General features: G+C 47.8%; 19 protein-coding genes. 6 read left to right on the forward strand and 13 right to left on the reverse strand.

Features of this window, described 5'->3' with window-relative positions; genetic code table 11:
- Positions 1 to 10: 10 nt before the first annotated feature.
- The 4 genes from AC1DLI_RS17200 to AC1DLI_RS17215 form a co-directional block, all read right to left on the reverse strand.
- Complete coding sequence (locus AC1DLI_RS17200) at positions 11 to 892, reverse strand: carbohydrate ABC transporter permease (RefSeq protein ID WP_477604594.1); 882 nt, start codon at positions 890 to 892, stop codon at positions 11 to 13.
- Positions 893 to 987: 95 nt separating this feature from the next.
- Complete coding sequence (locus AC1DLI_RS17205; RefSeq protein ID WP_477604596.1) at positions 988 to 2,313, reverse strand: ABC transporter substrate-binding protein; 1,326 nt, start codon at positions 2,311 to 2,313, stop codon at positions 988 to 990.
- A gap of 110 nt (positions 2,314 to 2,423) precedes the next feature.
- Complete coding sequence (locus AC1DLI_RS17210; protein ID WP_477604598.1) at positions 2,424 to 3,212, reverse strand: response regulator transcription factor; 789 nt, start codon at positions 3,210 to 3,212, stop codon at positions 2,424 to 2,426.
- Positions 3,187 to 4,968, reverse strand: a complete 1,782-nt coding sequence (locus tag AC1DLI_RS17215) for a cache domain-containing sensor histidine kinase (protein WP_477604600.1) — start codon at positions 4,966 to 4,968, stop codon at positions 3,187 to 3,189. Before AC1DLI_RS17215 ends, AC1DLI_RS17210 begins: the two co-directional genes overlap by 26 nt.
- A gap of 227 nt (positions 4,969 to 5,195) precedes the next feature.
- Here AC1DLI_RS17215 and AC1DLI_RS17220 point away from each other — a divergent pair, with 227 nt between their 5' ends.
- The 5 genes from AC1DLI_RS17220 to AC1DLI_RS17240 all read left to right on the forward strand — a co-directional run bounded on the left by AC1DLI_RS17220 (position 5,196) and on the right by AC1DLI_RS17240 (position 9,230).
- On the forward strand, positions 5,196 to 6,878 hold the full coding sequence (locus AC1DLI_RS17220) for a ribonuclease J (protein WP_477605056.1): 1,683 nt from the start codon (positions 5,196 to 5,198) through the stop codon (positions 6,876 to 6,878).
- A gap of 149 nt (positions 6,879 to 7,027) precedes the next feature.
- Positions 7,028 to 7,870, forward strand: coding sequence for a non-homologous end joining protein Ku (gene ku, locus AC1DLI_RS17225; protein ID WP_477604602.1), 843 nt, complete (start codon positions 7,028 to 7,030; stop codon positions 7,868 to 7,870).
- Positions 7,867 to 8,751: an ATP-dependent DNA ligase gene (locus AC1DLI_RS17230; RefSeq protein ID WP_477604604.1), complete on the forward strand. Its 885-nt coding sequence runs from the start codon at positions 7,867 to 7,869 to the stop codon at positions 8,749 to 8,751. The genes ku and AC1DLI_RS17230 overlap by 4 nt, the downstream gene beginning before the upstream one ends.
- Positions 8,752 to 8,754: 3 nt before the next feature.
- Positions 8,755 to 8,916, forward strand: coding sequence for a hypothetical protein (locus AC1DLI_RS17235; protein WP_477604606.1), 162 nt, complete (start codon positions 8,755 to 8,757; stop codon positions 8,914 to 8,916).
- Between the two features lie 2 nt (positions 8,917 to 8,918).
- Positions 8,919 to 9,230, forward strand: a complete 312-nt coding sequence (locus tag AC1DLI_RS17240) for a hypothetical protein (protein WP_477604608.1) — start codon at positions 8,919 to 8,921, stop codon at positions 9,228 to 9,230.
- 54 nt (positions 9,231 to 9,284) lie between these two features.
- On the opposite strand, the gene AC1DLI_RS17245 is transcribed toward AC1DLI_RS17240, so the two are convergent.
- Positions 9,285 to 10,088, reverse strand: a complete 804-nt coding sequence (locus tag AC1DLI_RS17245) for an SDR family NAD(P)-dependent oxidoreductase (protein ID WP_477604610.1) — start codon at positions 10,086 to 10,088, stop codon at positions 9,285 to 9,287.
- A gap of 283 nt (positions 10,089 to 10,371) precedes the next feature.
- On the opposite strand from AC1DLI_RS17245, the gene AC1DLI_RS17250 reads away from it, so the two are divergent.
- The gene (locus tag AC1DLI_RS17250) at positions 10,372 to 11,034 is read left to right on the forward strand and encodes a TetR/AcrR family transcriptional regulator (protein WP_477604612.1); all 663 of its coding nucleotides are present in this window, start codon (positions 10,372 to 10,374) and stop codon (positions 11,032 to 11,034) included.
- Between the two features lie 181 nt (positions 11,035 to 11,215).
- Here AC1DLI_RS17250 and AC1DLI_RS17255 read toward each other — a convergent pair whose 3' ends face one another.
- Genes AC1DLI_RS17255 through AC1DLI_RS17290 form a run of 8 tightly spaced genes read right to left on the reverse strand, consistent with a single transcriptional unit; the run spans position 11,216 to position 19,515 of the window.
- Positions 11,216 to 12,478, reverse strand: coding sequence for a glucuronate isomerase (locus AC1DLI_RS17255; protein WP_477604614.1), 1,263 nt, complete (start codon positions 12,476 to 12,478; stop codon positions 11,216 to 11,218).
- 21 nt (positions 12,479 to 12,499) lie between these two features.
- Positions 12,500 to 13,030, reverse strand: coding sequence for a hypothetical protein (locus tag AC1DLI_RS17260; protein ID WP_477604616.1), 531 nt, complete (start codon positions 13,028 to 13,030; stop codon positions 12,500 to 12,502).
- Positions 13,031 to 13,044: 14 nt separating this feature from the next.
- Complete coding sequence (gene larC / locus AC1DLI_RS17265) at positions 13,045 to 14,454, reverse strand: nickel pincer cofactor biosynthesis protein LarC (protein ID WP_477604618.1); 1,410 nt, start codon at positions 14,452 to 14,454, stop codon at positions 13,045 to 13,047.
- 1 nt (position 14,455) lies between these two features.
- Complete coding sequence (larB, locus tag AC1DLI_RS17270; RefSeq protein WP_477604620.1) at positions 14,456 to 15,130, reverse strand: nickel pincer cofactor biosynthesis protein LarB; 675 nt, start codon at positions 15,128 to 15,130, stop codon at positions 14,456 to 14,458.
- Positions 15,127 to 15,942, reverse strand: coding sequence for an ATP-dependent sacrificial sulfur transferase LarE (larE, locus tag AC1DLI_RS17275; RefSeq protein WP_477604622.1), 816 nt, complete (start codon positions 15,940 to 15,942; stop codon positions 15,127 to 15,129). Before larE ends, larB begins: the two co-directional genes overlap by 4 nt.
- A 26-nt stretch (positions 15,943 to 15,968) precedes the next feature.
- Complete coding sequence (locus AC1DLI_RS17280) at positions 15,969 to 17,516, reverse strand: gluconokinase (RefSeq protein WP_477604624.1); 1,548 nt, start codon at positions 17,514 to 17,516, stop codon at positions 15,969 to 15,971.
- Positions 17,480 to 18,757: a nickel pincer cofactor-dependent isomerase, group 22 gene (locus AC1DLI_RS17285; protein WP_477604626.1), complete on the reverse strand. Its 1,278-nt coding sequence runs from the start codon at positions 18,755 to 18,757 to the stop codon at positions 17,480 to 17,482. Before AC1DLI_RS17285 ends, AC1DLI_RS17280 begins: the two co-directional genes overlap by 37 nt.
- Positions 18,754 to 19,515 carry an SDR family oxidoreductase gene (locus tag AC1DLI_RS17290; protein ID WP_477604628.1) on the reverse strand — a complete coding sequence of 254 codons (762 nt, stop codon included), beginning with the start codon at positions 19,513 to 19,515 and terminating at the stop codon, positions 18,754 to 18,756. Before AC1DLI_RS17290 ends, AC1DLI_RS17285 begins: the two co-directional genes overlap by 4 nt.
- Positions 19,516 to 19,578: the final 63 nt, after the last annotated feature.

Genomic DNA, 19,578 nt, shown 5'->3' on the forward strand with positions numbered 1-19,578 from the left:
GCGTACCTCCTTACGAGTATTGGATCGTATCTTTGGTGACGGTTAATTTGCGAATGACCCAAGTAACGGCAAGGCAGATGACCAGAAGGAAGAAGCCGATTGCGCTTCCATATCCAAAGTCGTACGCCCGAAACGCCTCGTGATACATATAGGAGGCCATTACTTCGCTGGATCCGTTTGGACCGCCATCTGTCATAACAAATATCAGATCGAAATATTTCAAAGAACCGACCACCGCCAAAACGATGGTAACTTTTATTACTTCCATTACGAGCGGAAGCTTGATTTTCCAAGCAATTTGAAACGCATTCGCCCCGTCAATCTTAGCTGCTTCCTCTAGCGATGCCGGGATGTTCTTGAGAGCCGCATAATAGATTAAAATATAAAAACCCGCGTATTGCCAAAGAATCGGTATAAACAAGGCGAATAATACGATTGAGGACTCGGCGAGCCACGCGGGAGGGTTTGCGATACCAATCGATTCCAACACACTATTCAAAACGCCGTTTGTTGGATGATAGATTTTGAGCCATAGCTGCGCAATGGCGACGGATGAAAGCAGCATTGGAATGAGATAGATTTTGCGAAACAGGTTTGCTCCTTTGATACGGGCAGCCAATACCATCGCTACGATAAGATAGAGCAGAAGGCTGATTCCGGAGAACATGGCTAACAAAAGAGAATGCCATGCGCTGTTCCAGAATGTTTCATCCTTAAATAAGGTGAGATAGTTGTCGAGTCCGACGAATTTCATTGCGCCAATACCATTCCATTCGTTCAAACCGTAGTAAGCGGTCAGGACGATTGGAATATATACGATGGCAAGAATCAGTAAGAGAGACGGCAGCACGTATAGTGCGATTATTTTTTTGTTCGAAAGCACTTTGTCCAATTGGGCCGGCTCCTTTCCACCAAAATTGATTTATTGGAAAACCTATTCCGCAGGAAATGCCGAATAGGTTTTCCGCCTTGCAAATGCTCGGGCCCTTATTTTCCTGCGGAAATAGCCTTGTCGTGTTCCTCTGAGAACTTCTCCGGTGCTGCTGCCTTCCCGAACAATGCCTGAATCATATTAAGATGCGTCTCGGCAGCACTGGCCTGCATTTGTACATCCGCAAACAAAGTGATACTGCTCGCTTGATTCATTTCATTAAACAGGTCTTTGTATAACTGCGGCAGCTCGATGCTCGAAGTATCCACTTTGGTTGCCGGGATTACGCCTGCTCCCGTGACGGATTGCTCGCCCCATTTGGTAACGAAATATTCTACGAATGCTTTCGCTTCTGCTTTGACCTCCGAATTCTCAGCAACAAATAGTCCGACGCCTGGACCGCCTACCCAGCTATTGATGTCACCTTTCCCGCCCTCAACTGTAGGGAATTTGAAGAAGCCCACGCTGTCGCGGAAATCCTGCGGAATATCTTCATTTGTGGTGAAATTCGGAAGCTCCCAAGTTCCCATCATGTACATGGCGGCTTTACCGTTCAGAAACTCAGACTTCGCTTCTTCGTTCGACAATCCGTTAAATCCTTTAACGAATGCATTGCTGTCAACAAGCGTCTGCACCTCTGTCGCTGCTTTCACCAAGCCCTCATCCATGAATGATCCGGACCCATTAATTGCGTTCGATAATGTTTCTTGCCCTGCCATACGGTCCGCCAGGTACATGTACCAGAGAGAACCGGTCCAACGATCCTTGTTGCCAAGTGCGATCGGAGCTACGCCGTTCTCGGACAATGTTTTTATAGCATTCTTTAATTGCTCGTAGGTTTGTGGAACTTCCAGCTTATACTTCTCGAAGATAGCTTTGTTGTAGTAAACCGGCGCTATATTGAATTCTAGTGGAAGCGCATACGTTTTACCGTCAATCGCATAGGCTTCCGTTGTGCCTGATACGAATTTTCCATTAAGCTCACCGCTCAACAAATCATCTACCGGGGTGAACAGATTCCCTTCCACATACGGCTGCAAAAATCCGGCAGCCCAGGTAACGCCAACATCCGGTAATTTATTGGAAGCGGAAAGCACTTTCAGCTTGTTCTTGTACTGCTCGTTATCCAAAACTTCTTGCTTAATCGTGACTTCTGGATGCTCAGATTGGTATTCGTTAATAATTTGATTTACGATTTTGTTTTGTCCTGCGGAAACGCCTTCCGGCCATAAATGCATAAAGTTTACCGTTACCTTATCTTTGCCTTCAACAGCCTCGCCACTCGCAGAGCTGTTGCCCTCATTGCTGTTTTTACCGCAGCCTGCCGCAACCAGAACGAGACAAATGATTAATGAAGCCGCAATCCATTTTTTGTTGAACACGTTTACATCCCCTTTTTTCTAATCATTAGCGCCATGAAACCGCTTTAATTAGATTGTAGCTTGTTACCGCAAACGCCGTAAGGTCACAAGCATTGGGACTAATACCACTTTTATTGGATTCTCTCTTCGGGATCCGATAAGCTTTGGCGATACTGTCCCGGACTGACATTCTCAATCGAGCGAAATACCTTTACGAAATACTTTGCTGTTTGGTATCCAACCTGCTCCGCGATTTCCGCAATCGATAATCGGGTATTCGCCAGCAGCTCCTTTGCCCTTTGTATTCTTCTCCTGCTTAAATAGTCGCTAAACGTAAGACCAGTCTGTTCTTTAAACAGGACGCTGAAATAACTGGCATTTAGATGAAGATGCTCAGCTACGGCACGCATCGACAATTGTTCGCTCAGATGTTCGTCTAAATAACGATGTGCTTCACGTACCTGCACCCCATATTGCTTCTCCTCCTGCACAGTCTCCATCAGTTTCGGATCAAACAGCTTTTCCATCCTTTCAATCCGGTTCATTGCCTCTTCCCGTTTCAATGCCATCTCTACCGCTTGTACAAGCTTGTTCTTGTCGAGCGGCTTCAACAAATAGGAGACGACTCCCAGCTGAAGCGCTTTTTGGGCATAGTCGAATTCAGGATGCCCCGAAATAACGACTACAACCGGCGGATGCGGCATCCCGCTTAGCCTTTCGACTAATTCGAGTCCGCCTACCTCAGGCATTCGAATGTCGGTTACGAGTATATTGGCATCGTTCTGCTGCAGCCAGATTAGTGCTTCTACGCCGCTGGATGCCGTTTCTATCCGATAACGGCCGGATGACCAGGCTTCCAACGTTTTACGAATGCCTTGCCTTGTTCTTGGTTCATCATCCACGATTAGTATTGTCTTCACGCCTCATATGCCCTCCGAATCTGTTCGGTATTTCAAAAATAATAGAAGTGCCCTTTCCTACTTCGCTTTGGATATCCAATCCATCGCTTTCTGATTGGTAATAAAGCCTAAGCCTGCGCTCTACATTGGATATTCCAACACCAGTGCCCTTTGATCCGCTCACATATCCTTCTTTCATGGATGCTCTCAGAGCATGAATGGTATTCGCATCCATACCTGGGCCATCGTCGGTTACAACAACCCTTGTATACCCTGGACGGCTCGAAGACTCCGCGCGTAATAAGACAATGCCCGGACCAATTCGCTGCTCTATACCATGCAGGATTGCATTCTCGACAAGCGGTTGAATGAGCAGCTTGGGAAGAGGTACGCTTCGACAATCATCATCGGCTTCAATCTGCCACGTCAGCCTGTCAACCATTCGCATCTCCATAATTTTTAAGTATCTTTCCGCATGATCAAGCTCGTCGCCTATCGTCACCCATTCATCATCGTCATTCCGGTTTATCACATAACGGAACAGTCCTGACATCGCAACGACGATTTGCGCTAGCTCCTCTTCGCCCTTCTCATCAAGCTCCCAATAAAACGCTTCCAGCGTGTTGAAGAGAAAATGTGGATTAATCTGCGATTGCAGCGCTTTGAGCTCCGTACGGCTTTGAATGATTTCCTTTTGATAAACGACTTCAATTAATTCATTCAAAGAATCAACCATCTGGTTGTACGTATTGTTTAGCTCGTTTATTTCCATCGTTGAGGATGTATTCGGGTTGGCCTTCAGAATGCCGAATCTGGCGCCGCGCATAGCTTTTATTAGGTTTAGGATAGGCCTTGTAATCATCGTCGACAAAATAAAGGTTAAAACGAGGAACAGCAAGCCGCCAACCGCACCAGAAACGATTATTGCCGTTCGTAGCACGGATATGCCAGCCGTCGCATAATTCACGGGAGTCAGTATGGCCAGCTTCCACCCCGTCTCCTTTGACTGCTGTTGAATAGCGATATAAGACTCGCCGTCTACCGTAATGGTTTCTCCCCCGTGATCGAGCATCATACCCGCATCAACATCATCCGGAAAATCCGAAAAGATATTTTGTCCCGTCCCATCAAAAAGCCCCATAGTTTCCCGTGTATCATTATCATTGTCCACCGCGGTATCTTTAAGCTCAAAATAGCTTTTTTCGATATAAACCATTAAATAACCGGCATGGATAAAGGAGCGGTCGACCAAGCGTACATGACGAATGGCAATGACGACATCCGGGTCTTGAGGATCAAAACCAAACCATACAAGACGGCCCTTCCCGTTATCTACCCGCTTAATCCATTCCTTCGGCACCCGGTCTTCCAGGCTAACATCATCAAGCGGGAACAATCTCCTGAAATCCGTGGTGTACATTTCAAGCGATCTGATTCCCGTTGCGTACGCCTCATATTTACGTGCGTCCTGCTGGAGAAATTGACGCTCTGCGAAACTGATTGGCTTGCCATCGATTTCTTGCGCCAACAAGCGCTGGATTGACGCATTCGTAGCCACTTGCGCCGTAAGCGTGTCGATTTGACCGAGCAGTACGTCCAGCTTGCCCATCGCCTGAACAGCAGTCTGTTGAATATGCTTCTCCGCGCTGTTTCGCAAAAGGACAGAAACCTGATCGTACACGAAAAAGCCAACCGATGCCAGAACGATGACCATGACAAGCATAAATCCGATGAATATCTGATTCCGCAGCGTATTCAGCTGTCCTAGCTTTTTCAATATTTACATTCCCTTCTTGAGTGGTGAGCGGCTATATCGAAACAACTATACACAATCATTCCCCTCCTCGTCATTCGTTTTGCATTTAAATTTTTAAAATATTTTCACTAAGCTTTAATTAAAAATGAATATCAATCTGATAATAATGGCAAAATAATTCGAGTTTTAAGCTCGATTTTTTCTTGTAAGGCGTAATGATGCTTGCACCGGAGGGACAAACAGTGAATATGAATAGCATAGAAACGGATACGGCTACACTTTCGATCTTCGCCCTAGGCGGCGTATACGAAATCGGCAAAAATATGTATGTTATTCAGTATGCCGACGATATTGTCGTCATTGATTGCGGTTCGAAATTTCCTGATGAAAGCCTTCTAGGCATAGATCTTATTGTCCCCGATATCTCCTATCTGTTAGACAATAAAGATAAAGTACGCGCTTTAGTGGTTACCCATGGCCATGAGGATCACATCGGCGGTATACCCTATATTTTAAAGCAGCTGAACATCCCCCTATATGGTTCTCGTCTAACACTTGGTTTAATTAAAGGAAAACTGAAAGAGCATCGTCTCAAAGAAACAACCCTGCATGAAATTAAATCTGACTCCTCGATCGAGTTAGGAATCATGAAACTTTCTTTCTTCCGAACGAACCACAGCATACCTGATTGTCTTGGTATTGTAATAGATACGCCAGAGGGTACTGTCGTTCACACCGGCGATTTCAAATTTGATCTCTCACCTTCCAATAAACAATTTCCCGATATTCACAGGATGGCGAACATTGGCGAAAAAGGGGTTCTCGCTCTATTATCCGAGAGTACGAACGCCGAACGCCCTGGATTTACTCCCTCGGAGAAATTGGTCGGAGAACGTATCGAAGAGACCTTCCAGAAGGCTCAAAACAAAATTTTCTTGTCAACGTTCGCATCCAATGTTAATCGTCTGCAGCAGGTGGTTGATGCCGCAATCATCACAAACCGCAAGCTGTTGCTGCTCGGCAGAAGCATGGTCAATGTAGTGGCTATTGCGCTTGAATTAGGGTATATCCACATACCCGATGGTATGCTGATTGAGGCAAAGGAAGCCAATGCGCTTCCGAGAGAACAAGTCGCTGTTTTGTGTACGGGAAGCCAGGGAGAGCCATTGGCAGCACTTTCCCGCCTTGCCAGCTCCACTTATCCGCATACCGAAATCTCACCCGGAGATACGGTCATTTTGGCGTCATCGCCCATCCCGGGCAATGAAAGAAACGTTGCGAGCATGCTGGATCATCTCTACCAACTTGGCGCAAACGTCATTCATGGGTCAGGTTCCGCATCAGGCATGCATGTTTCCGGTCATGGCAGCCAGGAAGAACTTAAGCTTATGCTTACCCTAATGAAACCAAAATTCTTTGTCCCCATTCATGGGGAATACCGAATGCTGTATCAGCACCGGCTGCTCGCAGAGTCCGTAGGAGTCGAATACAACAATATCTACATTTTAAATAACGGTGAAGTCCTTGATATTAAAGGCGGAAGCGTTCAGCAGTTACGCAAGGTTACGGCTGGAAATACGCTTGTCGATGGACTCGGGATCGGTGACATCGGAAACATCGTTTTACGTGATCGCAAGCATCTCGCAGAGGATGGCATTCTTGTCGTCGTGATTACGCTTAGCCGAACGGAAGGAAGTATTTTATCGGGTCCCGATATCATTAGCCGCGGTTTTGTTTATGTTAGAGAATCTGAAGCCCTTTTGAGTGAAGTCGGCCAATTAGTCGTTAAGACGATCGGAGACCTTCAGGAAAATGGAAATGACGGGAAATGGTCTATCCTTAAGCATAGAGTCAAGGAATCAATCAGTAAGTACTTATATGCCAAAACAAAGAGAAGACCAATGATCCTGCCTATTATTATTGAAGTGTAGATGCCATCGCAGTTCCCCTCCCCTCTTTCATTAGAGCCGCAGGGGAACTTTTTCTTTTATCCGCGAAGCGCACCGTGATGAATTCATTGGATTGCCGTATACTTTTCCATGGCAGGAGCACCCTAAAAGAAAAAATGGATGTGATAGACATGCATACAGTCTGGAAAGGCGCGATCAGTTTTGGATTAGTTCATGTGCCGGTAAAAATGTATACCGCCACGGAAGACAAGGACATTCATTTTCGAAGCCTGCATAAGGAATGCGGTATGCCGATTAACTACGCAAAAACTTGCCGTCACTGCGAAAAGGAAATCGGTCCAGATGAAATCGTGAAAGGTTTTGAGTATGAGAAAGACAAGTTCGTCATCGTTAAAGAAGAAGAGCTGGAAAGCATTAAAGACGAATCCGCTAAAACGATTAAAATATTAGATTTCGTTGATTTACAGGATATTGATCCGCTGTACTTTCAAAAAGCCTATTACTTATCCCCTGATATGGCAGGAGCCGGCGCCTATAATCTGCTGCTTGAGGCAATTAAACAAACGGGTAAGATCGGTATTGCCAAAATATCCATCCGGAGCAAAAGCAGCTTAGCTGCCATCCGAGTGGTTGAAAATTGTCTTTGTTTAGAAACGATGTATTTTCCGGACGAAATCCGCTCGTTATCCCAGGTGCCTAATCTACCTCCCGTTACTGTAGTAAACGAGAAAGAATTATCGATGGCCAAAGCTCTCGTTGAGCAGCTCAGCGAAAAGTTTGATCCGGAAAAATATACAGATGACTACCGATTGGCATTAACTGAATTGATTGAGCAAAAGATGGCCGAGGAAAGTATCGATATCGTATCCTCACCTGCTGCAGAAGGACGTTCTAACATCATAGATCTCTTAGCTACCTTACAAGCAAGCTTGGATGCAACAAAAATGCCTTCACCGGCATCCGCTCCGAAAAGAAAACGCACGACTAAAAAAGCCAAGGATCATGTCTCATGAGCCTGCTGCTGCCTTCTGTTCCAATGGCTCCTGTTACCTCGCCTGACATTCCGATCGGACCGGAGTGGGGGTATCAAATTAAATGGGATGGTGTGCGAACGCCTGTACGGCTTGATGGAAGAAATGGTGTCGAACTCTTTTCGAAACGAATGGAGCCTCGAAATGGAACCTTTCCAGAAATCGTCGATCTATTAAAGCCTTTAAACATCGGGGCATCCGTTCTGGATGGAGAAATCGCGTATTTCGATGGTACCAGACCCAACTTCCAACGTGTTCGGCTAGGCGTTCGAAAAAGAAAATATGACGAATCCCTCATCTACGTCATGTTCGACTTATTATATGATGACGGAGAGGATATCCGGTCTCTCCCCTTCAAGGAGCGGTATGCGAGGCTTGCTGCCAAGTTCCCGAATAAGGAGCCCCGTCTGTTTGTGAGTGATCTGTTTTATGACGGACCTGCTCTTTGGAACTGGGTTAATGATCGTGAGTGGGAAGGAATCATCTCCAAGCATTTAGACAGTCCTTATGTCGAAGGCAAAAAACATAACCATTGGTTTAAAAAGCGGAAAGAAGTACGGATCGTCGCAGATGTTGTTGGCGTCAAGCTTAAAGATAAAAGAGTTTCCAGTCTTGTGCTGTGTTATGAGGATAGATACATTGGCCATGTTTCTGGTCTGGACAACGCATCGAAACAAGTTCTTGAACAATTCATGCGAACCCATCGCGGGATTTGTCCTTTCCCTGAGTTGTCGACAGGCATGAAGAAGTCAGACGTCGTTTGGCTCAGCGTCCCCTTCCCATGCCGTGTGACTGCTTTGGAGTTTACCGATACAGGACTGCTGCGGCAGCCAAAATTGATTGGATTCGGAGGCGAAGCATGAACCATGAAAGAGGGCGATAACGTTAGGCTGCGGGGATATCCAAAAGATTCAAAAATAGGCAAAGTCCGCAGGGTTTCCAATCGAAATGTAGAGGTTTCATGGATAATGGGCAGCGGTTGGAAGCATGTTGTAGAGCATGACATTCATGATTTGGAAGGAGTTTAGGCATGCTCAAAGAAAAGACGACGTTGGTCACTTGCATTGGCTGTAACGGGCAAAGCCAGATTCCGATCGAGGATTTACTAGACCATTTATGCTTACACTGCGGCAAATCAACATTGGAAGTAAAGGATAACAAGGAATTATTAGTCAGCGATATAGATAAGGCAGCCGAAGAACTAGACTCTGTTGTCGGGCGTGTCATGCAAGGCAATATGGGGCCTAATGAAGCGGTAGATTGGCTCGAACATGATGCAAGCCAAATTGGTAATACTTTGGATAAAGCTCGTGAATATATCGAAGATAGCGAAGGGCAATGATGGTTTACCATCGTTGCCGCTCTTCCACCGCATCCAAAATTAATTCCTTCTGCTCTACTGCCCTATACTACCGGATCCGCCGCGCGGACGAAGCATGCTGCCAACCAGCCGAAGCCCTTGCTTTCGTGTGATGAATCTTGATAACTGTGCCCCAATATAATTTTGCAACCCCGGGACGACAAACAGTTTCCCTTTCTTTAATGCGCGAATCGCAACCTCAACAACTCGTTCAGGAGTGTCTTTCTTTCCGACGGAGGCTTCTTCCGTCCCTACGACGCTAAAAAAACTGGTATCCGTCGAACCGGGGCAAAGGGTAAAAAACTTGATGCCGCGGTTGCGGTTTTCCCACCACAACGCTTGCGTAAACGACAAGACGAAAGCTTTCGTCGCCCCATATACGGCCATATAGGGTAGTGGTTGAAATCCGGCGGTTGAAGCAACATTGATCACTGCACCTGAGCCTTTGCGCAGCATGTTCGGCAAAAACAAGTGGGTCATATCGACAACAGCTGCGACGTTGAGCATGATTTCTTCATGCTGACGCTCACCAGAGACTTGTTCAAACAACCCATGTGTAGCAAAACCTGCATTGTTAATCAGCAGTTCGATATCCACATTCAAACGTTGACATTGCTGATATAACTCGCTTGGCGCTCCTTCTTTCGCCAGATCGATAGCGATAACCTCGGCTTTAATGCCATACGCCTTTCTGAGCTCGGCAGCCAAGCTTTCCAGCTTGATCTTCGTCCTTGCAACGAGTACCACATGGCTTCCTTGCTTTGCCAGCTGTCTCGCGAATTGCTCTCCGATTCCAGATGACGCTCCCGTGATAAGCGCCCATTTACCTTGAATGATCATAGCTCAATCTCCTTATTAGTTACATTGTTTTTAACGAGAAACACCGTTTCCGAATGAGCAGATGAAATCCTCAATTTATGAGAAATTGAAGATTCATCATCATAGTTGGTAACACTGTTTCTGGATGGTTTCATTGTAATCTCGCTATTTTAGAAAGTCAATATGAACTTCTTTGGACATCCGATCTCACATTGACAACGGCCCGGCATCGATATAATATTTTTGGTATGGGACTTGGAAACCTTGTTTCCAAACGAAAACATGATAACCAAAGGTGATGAGTATGAGCGAACAAGAAAATCCCGCCACCAACACGAGCAAACGACCTTTGAAAACCTACCAAGAAGTTCGTATGCAAAATAATGAGAATCTTCGCAAGCTCGTTGTTGATGCTGCGGCAGCGCTTTTACAAGAAGAGGGACCGGAAGCCGTTACGGTGCGCAGAGTTTCGCAAAAAATGGATTGCTCGACAAAAATCATATACAGCTTGTTTGTTAATAAAGAGGGCTTGGCTCAGCAGCTGTATCTTGAGGGCTGCAAAATTCTTGCCAACGAATTCGAGGGAACGCCGCCGGCTGCCAATCCGGCTCAGTATTTGCTGAATATAGGTGAAACCTATTGGCAATTCGGACAGCGTTACCCCAGCTACTATAAGCTGATGTTCGGAGGAGCCTTCGCTGATTTCAAACCGGACGAGGAAAGCATGCAGGGCACCATGACCGCCATGCGTCAATTATTGAATGTGATGAACCAAGCGCAAGAAAAAGGATTGATTTCCGGCCAGTATGACACAGAATCCGTTGTACGTATTTGCTGGGCTCCGCTCCATGGCGTTATTCATCTTTATTTTGGCGGACACTTGGGAGATGTACAATCTGCCTATGCAATTTACAAGCAAACATTAGCTTTGATTGCAGGCTCGTTGCTGCAGGATCCGATTAGCTAAAGAGAACGCAGGCGGGGTACGAAGTTCAAAAACAAGGCAATATTTTTTCTATTTTGAAAAAAATTTGCGCGATAAACGTCTTTTTGGTCGGTTATGATTATGTTTAACTCTGAACAGCTTTACATATAGAAGGCGCAGCCATCGGCTGCGCCCGTTCGAATATTAGTCCATCCTTTACCTGTCATTGCTCCTTGCCAAGAAAGCGCCAAAAATTCCGATTCAGCATATCATCCAAATCTCTTTGTATTTCATCTTCCGTAACGGTCCAGCCGCTGTGATGCAGCTTCTCGTATTTGTCCGCCAGCACGTTCCCGATAATTTTTCTGGAATGCTCCCATTTATAGATCAGCTGCTCGAAGACGCGGCAGTCAGAGTGCTGCGGAATCATCGATGTCCCAAGAAGCTCTAAGCGGAACCGCGTCATTTCTTCGACCATCGACTCGATGTGAAGAAACCACCAGCACCCGAAAATCATCAGATTACGGAACTTGCGGGCAAGCACCGTCAGTTCATGTTGGTTCTCTCTTGCCAGCATTGTAATAAGAAACTTCTGCTCCGGGTATTGGCGGCATAACGCTTCCACGGCCGACACGTCGGACTGCATACTCATATCGCCTGCMAATCCCAGCGACGGATTCACTTTTCTCCGAACGCCAATCATCAGAGCAAACGGAATGTTTTGCTCATGGCATATCGGAATCATAACCTCATCAATCATTTTGCTCCGATGATCATCGGCAGGATAGGTAAAATCGCCCGGCATGGACACGGCAAGGTAGAGCGCATCCATGCGAATGATCCATTCCGATAGAAATCGGCGAGTCTCCTCTTTCGTCCGTTCCGTCCACTCCGCCTGTACATCATAACCAAGGCTTTGAAGCTCGCTCACGGCATGAGGCCAATCATTAAGCAGTGTATCCACTCGAAGCGCTGCATAAAAACGTTGATCCGTCTTACCTTTGCCTGATTGCCAGACAGGACGTTCTACGGGATCGAACGGGTCGTTAGTCATCACGATCTTCTCGATACCCGCGATTTGCATGACCGTATCGACCTGTTCATGCACCGTGCGTTTCTCAAGCGCTAGGCGGTAATCGTCAAGGTTACGAGAGGATACGTCCAGTCCAAGCCGTTTAAGAATCGTTATAAATCCGGTAGCTGCCTCGCTTACCGGTGAATGGTCAAGGAAAAGCAATTTCCATATCCAATCCGCTTGCTCCCGCTTAGTCATAGACCAGAAGTGGTCGTACTCTTCCTCCGACCACCTGAAACTCTCCGAAATCAAATAATGATAGGTTAGTAATTCATCAATGCCCCATAAAAGCAAACTCCCGAATTCAGGCGCATATAAATGCGTATGCATATCGGTGACGGGCGTGCTAAGCGCCAAGCGCTCAACCGTCTGCCGAAGATCAACCAAACTCATATCCATTTGTGTACTCATTTTTATTTCCCCTTCTCTTAGCTATTCCATTGATAGTGATAACTGCCGTCTTGAGCTTATTCTTTCAATTGCGTATATAGAGAAGGATGACAGGCATCCTATCAATAACAACGTTGTTAAAAATGGCCGTACATACTCCAGCAAATAGCTTACCCCGAGAACAAAACTGAATAAACAAGCGGCATACATCGTAATCGGAAGCAGCGGCCGAGTTTTTTTGGCAAGATCATGAAACCAAAGGCTGACAATCGCTATAAGTGCGTGTGAGAGAAGCAATCCTATGCTAAAAGTGGCTACCGCAAGCATACCCGCCTTGCCCATCCAGTGCTCGGCCCAAATCGGCACGGTCCAAGCAAATAAAAGAATACTGCAGCCAAACACGAAAACGACCGCTTCATGCCCGCCCGCGTACCAGAGAGACAGCTTCATCCTCTCTTTCTTCGAGCCCGAGCTGCCTCCTGTTATATCAGCTAAAGCTGCGACATGGTCCAAATCTATGCCATGGCGCAGACCCAGCAATATAGACAATGCTAACAAACCTATTAACTCCACTAGTATCCCTACTCCTATTCGCTGAGCTGTTTATAGACTTCGCTGTAGACAGTTTCGAGAGGAATGCCGTACGTTCTTGCGGCTTGGGCCGCATCCTCATATTCCGGCGATTGGCGAATGATTCTTTCTCCATCTAGAGCCTGCTTCACTCTCACCGATCCGAAAGGAGTTTCCACTTGAATCCAACGGCGTGCAAGCGCCTTGCGCTGCCATTCGCTCCTGCGTACTCCGAAAGTCGATGTTTCTGCAAGCATCGTCTCCTCGCAACGCGCGCTGTTTGCCGGATGGCATAGAACGGTGACAAGGACGCCGGGCCGGTTTTTTTTCATATAAACCGGAGTATGATAAACATCGAGAGCTCCGGCTTCGAACAGCCTCTCCATGGCAAAACCAAGCGTCTCCCCCGTTGAATCATCTACCTGCGCTTCGAGGACGACAATCGTCTCGTTGAAACTTTTCTCTTGCTCTTGCTGGTATAAAACAGCTCTGACAACGTTCGGATGATCGAAATTTTTTGTACCTGCGCCATACCCGATTCGATCAATCGTTCCTGCGGGCAATGGACCAAAGCTTGAGGCCAGCGCTTTGACGATCCCGGCACCGGTTGGCGTTGTCAATTCCCCTTTCGCCGTGAACTCAGACAATGGCACTCCTCGCAGCAATTCTGCCGTCGCGGGAGCAGGAATCGGATATAAGCCGTGGGCCATACGCAGCCTGCCTGTTCCCGTTGGTACGGGAGAGGCAATGATTTTGCTGGCATCCAAGCTCTCCAGTGCAAGGCAAACGCCAATGACGTCCAAAATGGAGTCCATCGCTCCCACCTCATGAAAGTGGACATCGGCTGGGTCCATGCCATGGATCTTGCCTTCCGCTTCAGCGATTAAGCGAAAGATGGACAGACTTCGCTCTTTCACCCGATCCGGCAGCGTTGAAATCTCGATCATTCTCATGATGTCAGATGCTTTTCTGTGCTCATGATGATGGTCATCTGCGTGATCATACGAATGCTCATGATGATGGTCATGTGTGTGAGCATGTGAATGCTCATGATGGTGATCGTGTTTGTGAGCATGTGAATGCTCATGAAGATGGTCATGTGTGTGAGCATGCGAATGCTCATGATGATGGTCATGTGTGTGAGCATGTGAATGCTCATGATGATGGTCATGTGTGTGAGCATGTGAATGCTCATGATGGTGATCGTCGTGTCCACCGTTATGCCGGGTGGTGTCGAAGCTTAGCTTCAGCCATTTCGCGGTTATGCCTCTTCGATCGACCTTTACGAATTCCATCGTGAAAGGATCGATCGGTAATTTCGATAAATGACTGATAATATAATCCGTATTTGCACCCAGGTCCACGAGTGCGGATAGTGCCATATCTCCTGCGATGCCAGAAATACAATCCAAGTAAACCGTCCTCATCCTAAGTGCCCTCCGCTACCAATTGTAAAATCATTGCTGCTTGAAACCCTGCCCCGAAGCCGTTATCGATATTGACGACCGTCACGCCGGCGGCGCAGGAGGTCATCATGGCAAGAAGCGTTGTAATCCCTTGAAGATTAGCGCCATAACCGATAGAAGTAGGTACCGCTATAACCGGCCTTCGCACGAGTCCTCCGACAACGCTGACTAAGGCGCCCTCCATACCAGCTACCCCAATCACAACAGACGCTTCCCGGATGCGTTCCTTTTGGCTAAGAAGCCGGTCGATTCCTGCGACTCCGACATCAAAGATACGATCAACCTCGCAGCCCATCCATTCCGCTGTCCCTGCCGCTTCCTCCGCCACCGGTATATCCGAAGTACCTCCGGTCAGAACCGCCACTTTTCCTGGGAGCTTGCGTGCCGATTGACCCAGCGAGATAAGTCGAGATCCACTATCATAACGAGCCTCAGGGTACCTTGCAATCACTCGCTCCGCCATCTCGGCCGTTGCCCGGGTGACAAGCGCCCTACCATGATTCTCCATGAGCCTTGAGAAAATGGTTTCAACCTGATCCACAGTCTTTCCCTGTCCAAAAACGACTTCCGGATGTCCCGTCCGCTCGTTGCGCCCCACATCCAGCTTACAAAATCCAAGATCCTCAAACTCATTCATATCGCCGAGCCCCCAAGTTCAAGCACTTTATTCATACTGCCGCTGCGGTAACCGGAAAGATCCATCGCAACGTAGATAAATCCAAGCTCTTTCAATCGGTCCGAAATGATGGATGCGTGGCTAATGAGCTGCTCCATTGCTCTCGGCTCTACTTCGATTCGTGCGATATCGCTATGACTCCTGACCCTTACTTGCCCAAAACCTAGTGAACGAATATAGCGTTCAGCTTCTCCAACACGTCCAAGCTTTTCGATCGTAATCGTCTCGCCGTAGGCAATCCTGGAGGATAGACAAGCGAATGACGGCTTATCCCAAGTGGGTAGTCCGTGCTCACGAGAGAGATCACGAATTTCTTCCTTATAAAGGCCTGCTTCCTGCAAAGGCCCCCGTACGCCTCGTTCTTTCGCCGCTTGAACCCCAGGCCTATGCTCATTCATGTCATCCGCAATGAGCCCGTAGACGATATGGCGGTAAGCTCCGTCCTTGATGAACGGCTCGATGTGCTCGAATAGACTCTTTTTGCAAAAATAACAGCGGTTTGCATTATTCTCTTTGTAGCCAGGAATACTTAATTCAGACGTTTCGATCACCTTATGAGTCGCGCCAATGCTCTTCGCCAGCCGTATCGCATCCTCAAGCTCTTCTGTTGGATAGGTTTCCGAGTCGGCCGTAACCGCCAAGACCCGCTCGCTTCCCAATGTTTTTATTGCGGCATCCAGAAGAAAAGTACTGTCAACGCCTCCAGAGAACGCCACCACAACCGATTCCATTTCCGTTAGAATCGTCTGCAGCCTACTGTATTTATCATGCATAGTATTGACACCGCCTTCCATTAAATTCATCCAACCGACATATGCTGCAGTTTCGATATTTCCCTCATAGGCTCTTTCAATCGATCGTATAAGCTTAAATATAGCGGAAGTATTTTTTGATAAAGCTTATGATTGGTCATATCGGGTTCATAGAAGCTGCCTTTCTGCTCCATCCACCTCAGCAGCGGGCCGCGGCAGCCATCCATAGCGTATAATCCAAGCTGAGCAGCTCCGAGTCCTGAGCTTTCTACTGACTCGGGTACCCGTACGGGCACGCCCAGCATGTCGGCCATCATTTGGCACCATAAGGCAGAACGGGCAAAACCTCCGGATGCCCTTACCTCTTTAGGCTTTTCACCTGCCTGCTTCATTAAGAAAACGATTGCCGTAATCTGAAACAGAACGCCTTCCATTGCAGCGCGAAGCATATCCGTTTCCCTATGCGCAAGCGTCAATCCGAACATGACACCTTTAGCCTGGGCATCCCAGAAAGGAGCCCGTTCTCCCGATAAGAGAGGCAGAAAAAGCAGGCCGTTGGATCCCGGAGGCACAGCAGCGGCTAAAGGAAGCACCTCATCAATCGATTTCCCAGGGTAGAGGCGATCCGAAATCCACCTGGCTACGATAGCACCGTTGTTGGAAGGCCCGCCGACAAACCAATGATCTTTCGTCAAAGCGTAGCAGAACAGTTTCCCATCCGCATCGAAGGTAGGCCGTTTTACGGTCGTCCGTACAGCTCCGCTTGTGCCAATCGTCACTGCCAGCACACCCTCCTCCACCGCGCCAATTCCAAGATTGGCTAATACTCCGTCCTGCGCCCCGAGAATGAATGGCGTGTCCGTACCAAGTCCCATCCGTAGTGCCGCTTCCCTGTTCAGCCCATCGATTCGCTCCGTCGAAGGAACAAGCTTGGGCAATTGATCCTCACGAATGCCTGCCAGAATTAATGCTTCCTGATCCCACGTCAACGTCTCGAGATTAAATAAACCGGTAGCGCTTGCTATCGAATGGTCCATCATCATAATTCCAAATAACTTATTCAAAATATATTCCTTTATTCCGACGAAATGATGCGCGGAATGAAATAGATCCGGCCGTTCCTCCCTCATCCAGACCAGCTTGACGAGCGGTGACATCGGGTGGATCGGCGTGCCCGTCCGCGAATAGACCGATAATACCGTTCCGTCATTCATCAACCGCTCGGCCTGGTCCGCGCTGCGCAGATCCGCCCAGGTAATGCTGGGCGTGAGCGGAAGTCCGTTCGCATCAAGCAGAATCAAGCTGTGGTTGGCTGAGCTAAAGGCAGCACACCGTATTTCCCCTGCTTGAAAACCGCCTTTCTTCATAACATGACCAACACTATCAATGACAGCCTCGCAGATGACATCGGGATCCTGTTCGGCATACCCTTGCCTTGGAGTGTGCAGCGGATACTCAATCGAATGGCTTCCAAGGATCTGTCCTGTCAGGTCGACGGCCAATGTCTTCGTGCTCGTCGTTCCGATATCAATGGCTATGACTATTTTGGCATCCGCACTCATTTTGGCAAAAATCCTTCCTCGTCGAACTTCCACTCGTAAGGTCCTTCCAAAATCTCGATGCGCGGATTTCTTTTTGCTTCCTCAAGCAGTGATTCGGAAATTTCAATCGTTCCAAGATGCAGCGTATCCCGAATACGAACCAGCTTGCACTGTGTGTAATCCAAAATGTTGCAGGTTTTAATCGCTGCCTTAATGGCATCGCGGTCATTCTCAAGCGTTGTCGCTTGTTTCGTCGGCGCACAGACCGTTGAGGTTAGTCCATTGGCGTAAGTAGCTGGCCAATCCGTCTTGCTAACTAGTCTGCTTGTCGTGAAATCGGCTGTGCCCACTCCGTTTGCATTGCCCTGGGACTCTGGCGTCAGGTCGAGAACGACCATCTTGTTCACCTCAGGTCCCCCATGCGCATAAGGCGTCGGATACCTGCCCGTGATATTCGGATCCGCTCCGTCACCGCTAATGTTTTTACCGATGTAATCAATAACAAGAACGTCCAGATCATTGAAAAAGATTTGCGGGAGTCGGCTCTTCGCTTCGATTAACAGCTCCTTCTCTCGTTCCTCCATCGTATCCGTTCCGAGAACCTCAATCCGGCAGATTTGGTCATACGCGTTTTCCACGACCGCTACCCCAAACCGGATCGGAAGCTTCTCGATCATCACGCGTGCCATTGCCGGAACATTCTCAGCCATATACTTGAAGCCCAGCTGATGGCAAGCCTCCGCTCCTTTTTGCTTCCCAAGTCCGATCGAGATCATTTTAAACATGCCGCTTTCAATTGCCCCTCGAAAAGCCGTATGCGGTTTGATGCGGTTAATGACGATGATGGCATCCGACTCCGTGGCAGCGATTTTGTCACAGTAAATCGGCAAGCCGTTCGGCAGGCGATCAAGCTCTACGACTTCCATCGATGAACGGACCGGACAACCCATTCGCTCCTCGTCTACGCCTAGATGGGCAAGCACCTCGGTTTGCCCTTCTGCCGTGGCTCCCCCATGACTTCCCATACATGGCACAATGAAAGGCTCGGCGCCGATTCTCTTCAATTCGTCAATAACAGTTTTTGTGAGCTCATCGATTCGGGAAATTCCCCGGCTGCCTACGGCCACCGCAACCCTCTGTCCTGCAGTAATCCCGGTCATGGAATCGGCCGTACGCAGCCGCTCAATCAATTCTCCGATAGGATCCTCAAGTATAGTGTCATCAAACGACTGACGAATCTTCACCAGCTTCGGTATAGGCGTATTTTCAACTAAACTTCGAAGTAAATTACTCATATGGTCATCGCTCCAAACCCTCCGTCAACCCGGATCATCGCTCCGGTGACAAATGATGATGCTTTTGCTGAGGCCAAGTAAACAATGGTTCCTTTAAGTTCCTCCGGATCTCCGAAGCGATTCATTGGTGTGTGCTTCATAATCGATTCCACTCTGTCCGGCGATAAGATTTTTTTGTTTTGTTCTGCCGGGAAGAAGCCAGGAATGATGGCGTTAACCCTTACCTTGCTCGGAGCAAACTCCCTGGCCAAATATTGGGTTACGCTATTTACCCCGGCTTTCGATACCGAGTAAGTAAATACCCGGGACAGCGGAGGTGAAGAGGATACGGAAGAAATATTGATTATGGAGCCGCCATCCCCCTGCTCAATCATCCTTTTACCAAAAACCTGGCTGGCCAAAACTACGCTTTTGAGGTTAACATCCATAATTCGGTCCCATTCCTCCATTTCGAGATCAAAAAACGGTGTCGCGCTATTCGTCCCCGAGGCATTAACAAGCGTATCCACACGGCCGCCCCATTCAAGCACTTTATTCAAAACCGACTGCAGTTCCTCTTTTTTTGTCGCGTCCGCCTGCAAAGGAATCGCGATTCCGCCATTCCGCTCGATCTGCTCACAAACGAGCCGAGCTTTTTCCATGTCCCTGCCGACGACCGCCACTTTTGATCCTGCTTCCGCAAGCGCAGCAGACATGGCACTGCCTAACACGCCATTGCCACCGATAACGACTGATACGGTATTTTGTAATTCTAACATTTATAAAACCACCTTTAATCGCAAATTAACAACGTTGTTATTTTTATGATATCCGAATATCCC

The organism is Paenibacillus sp. 01T443, assembly GCF_056398325.1.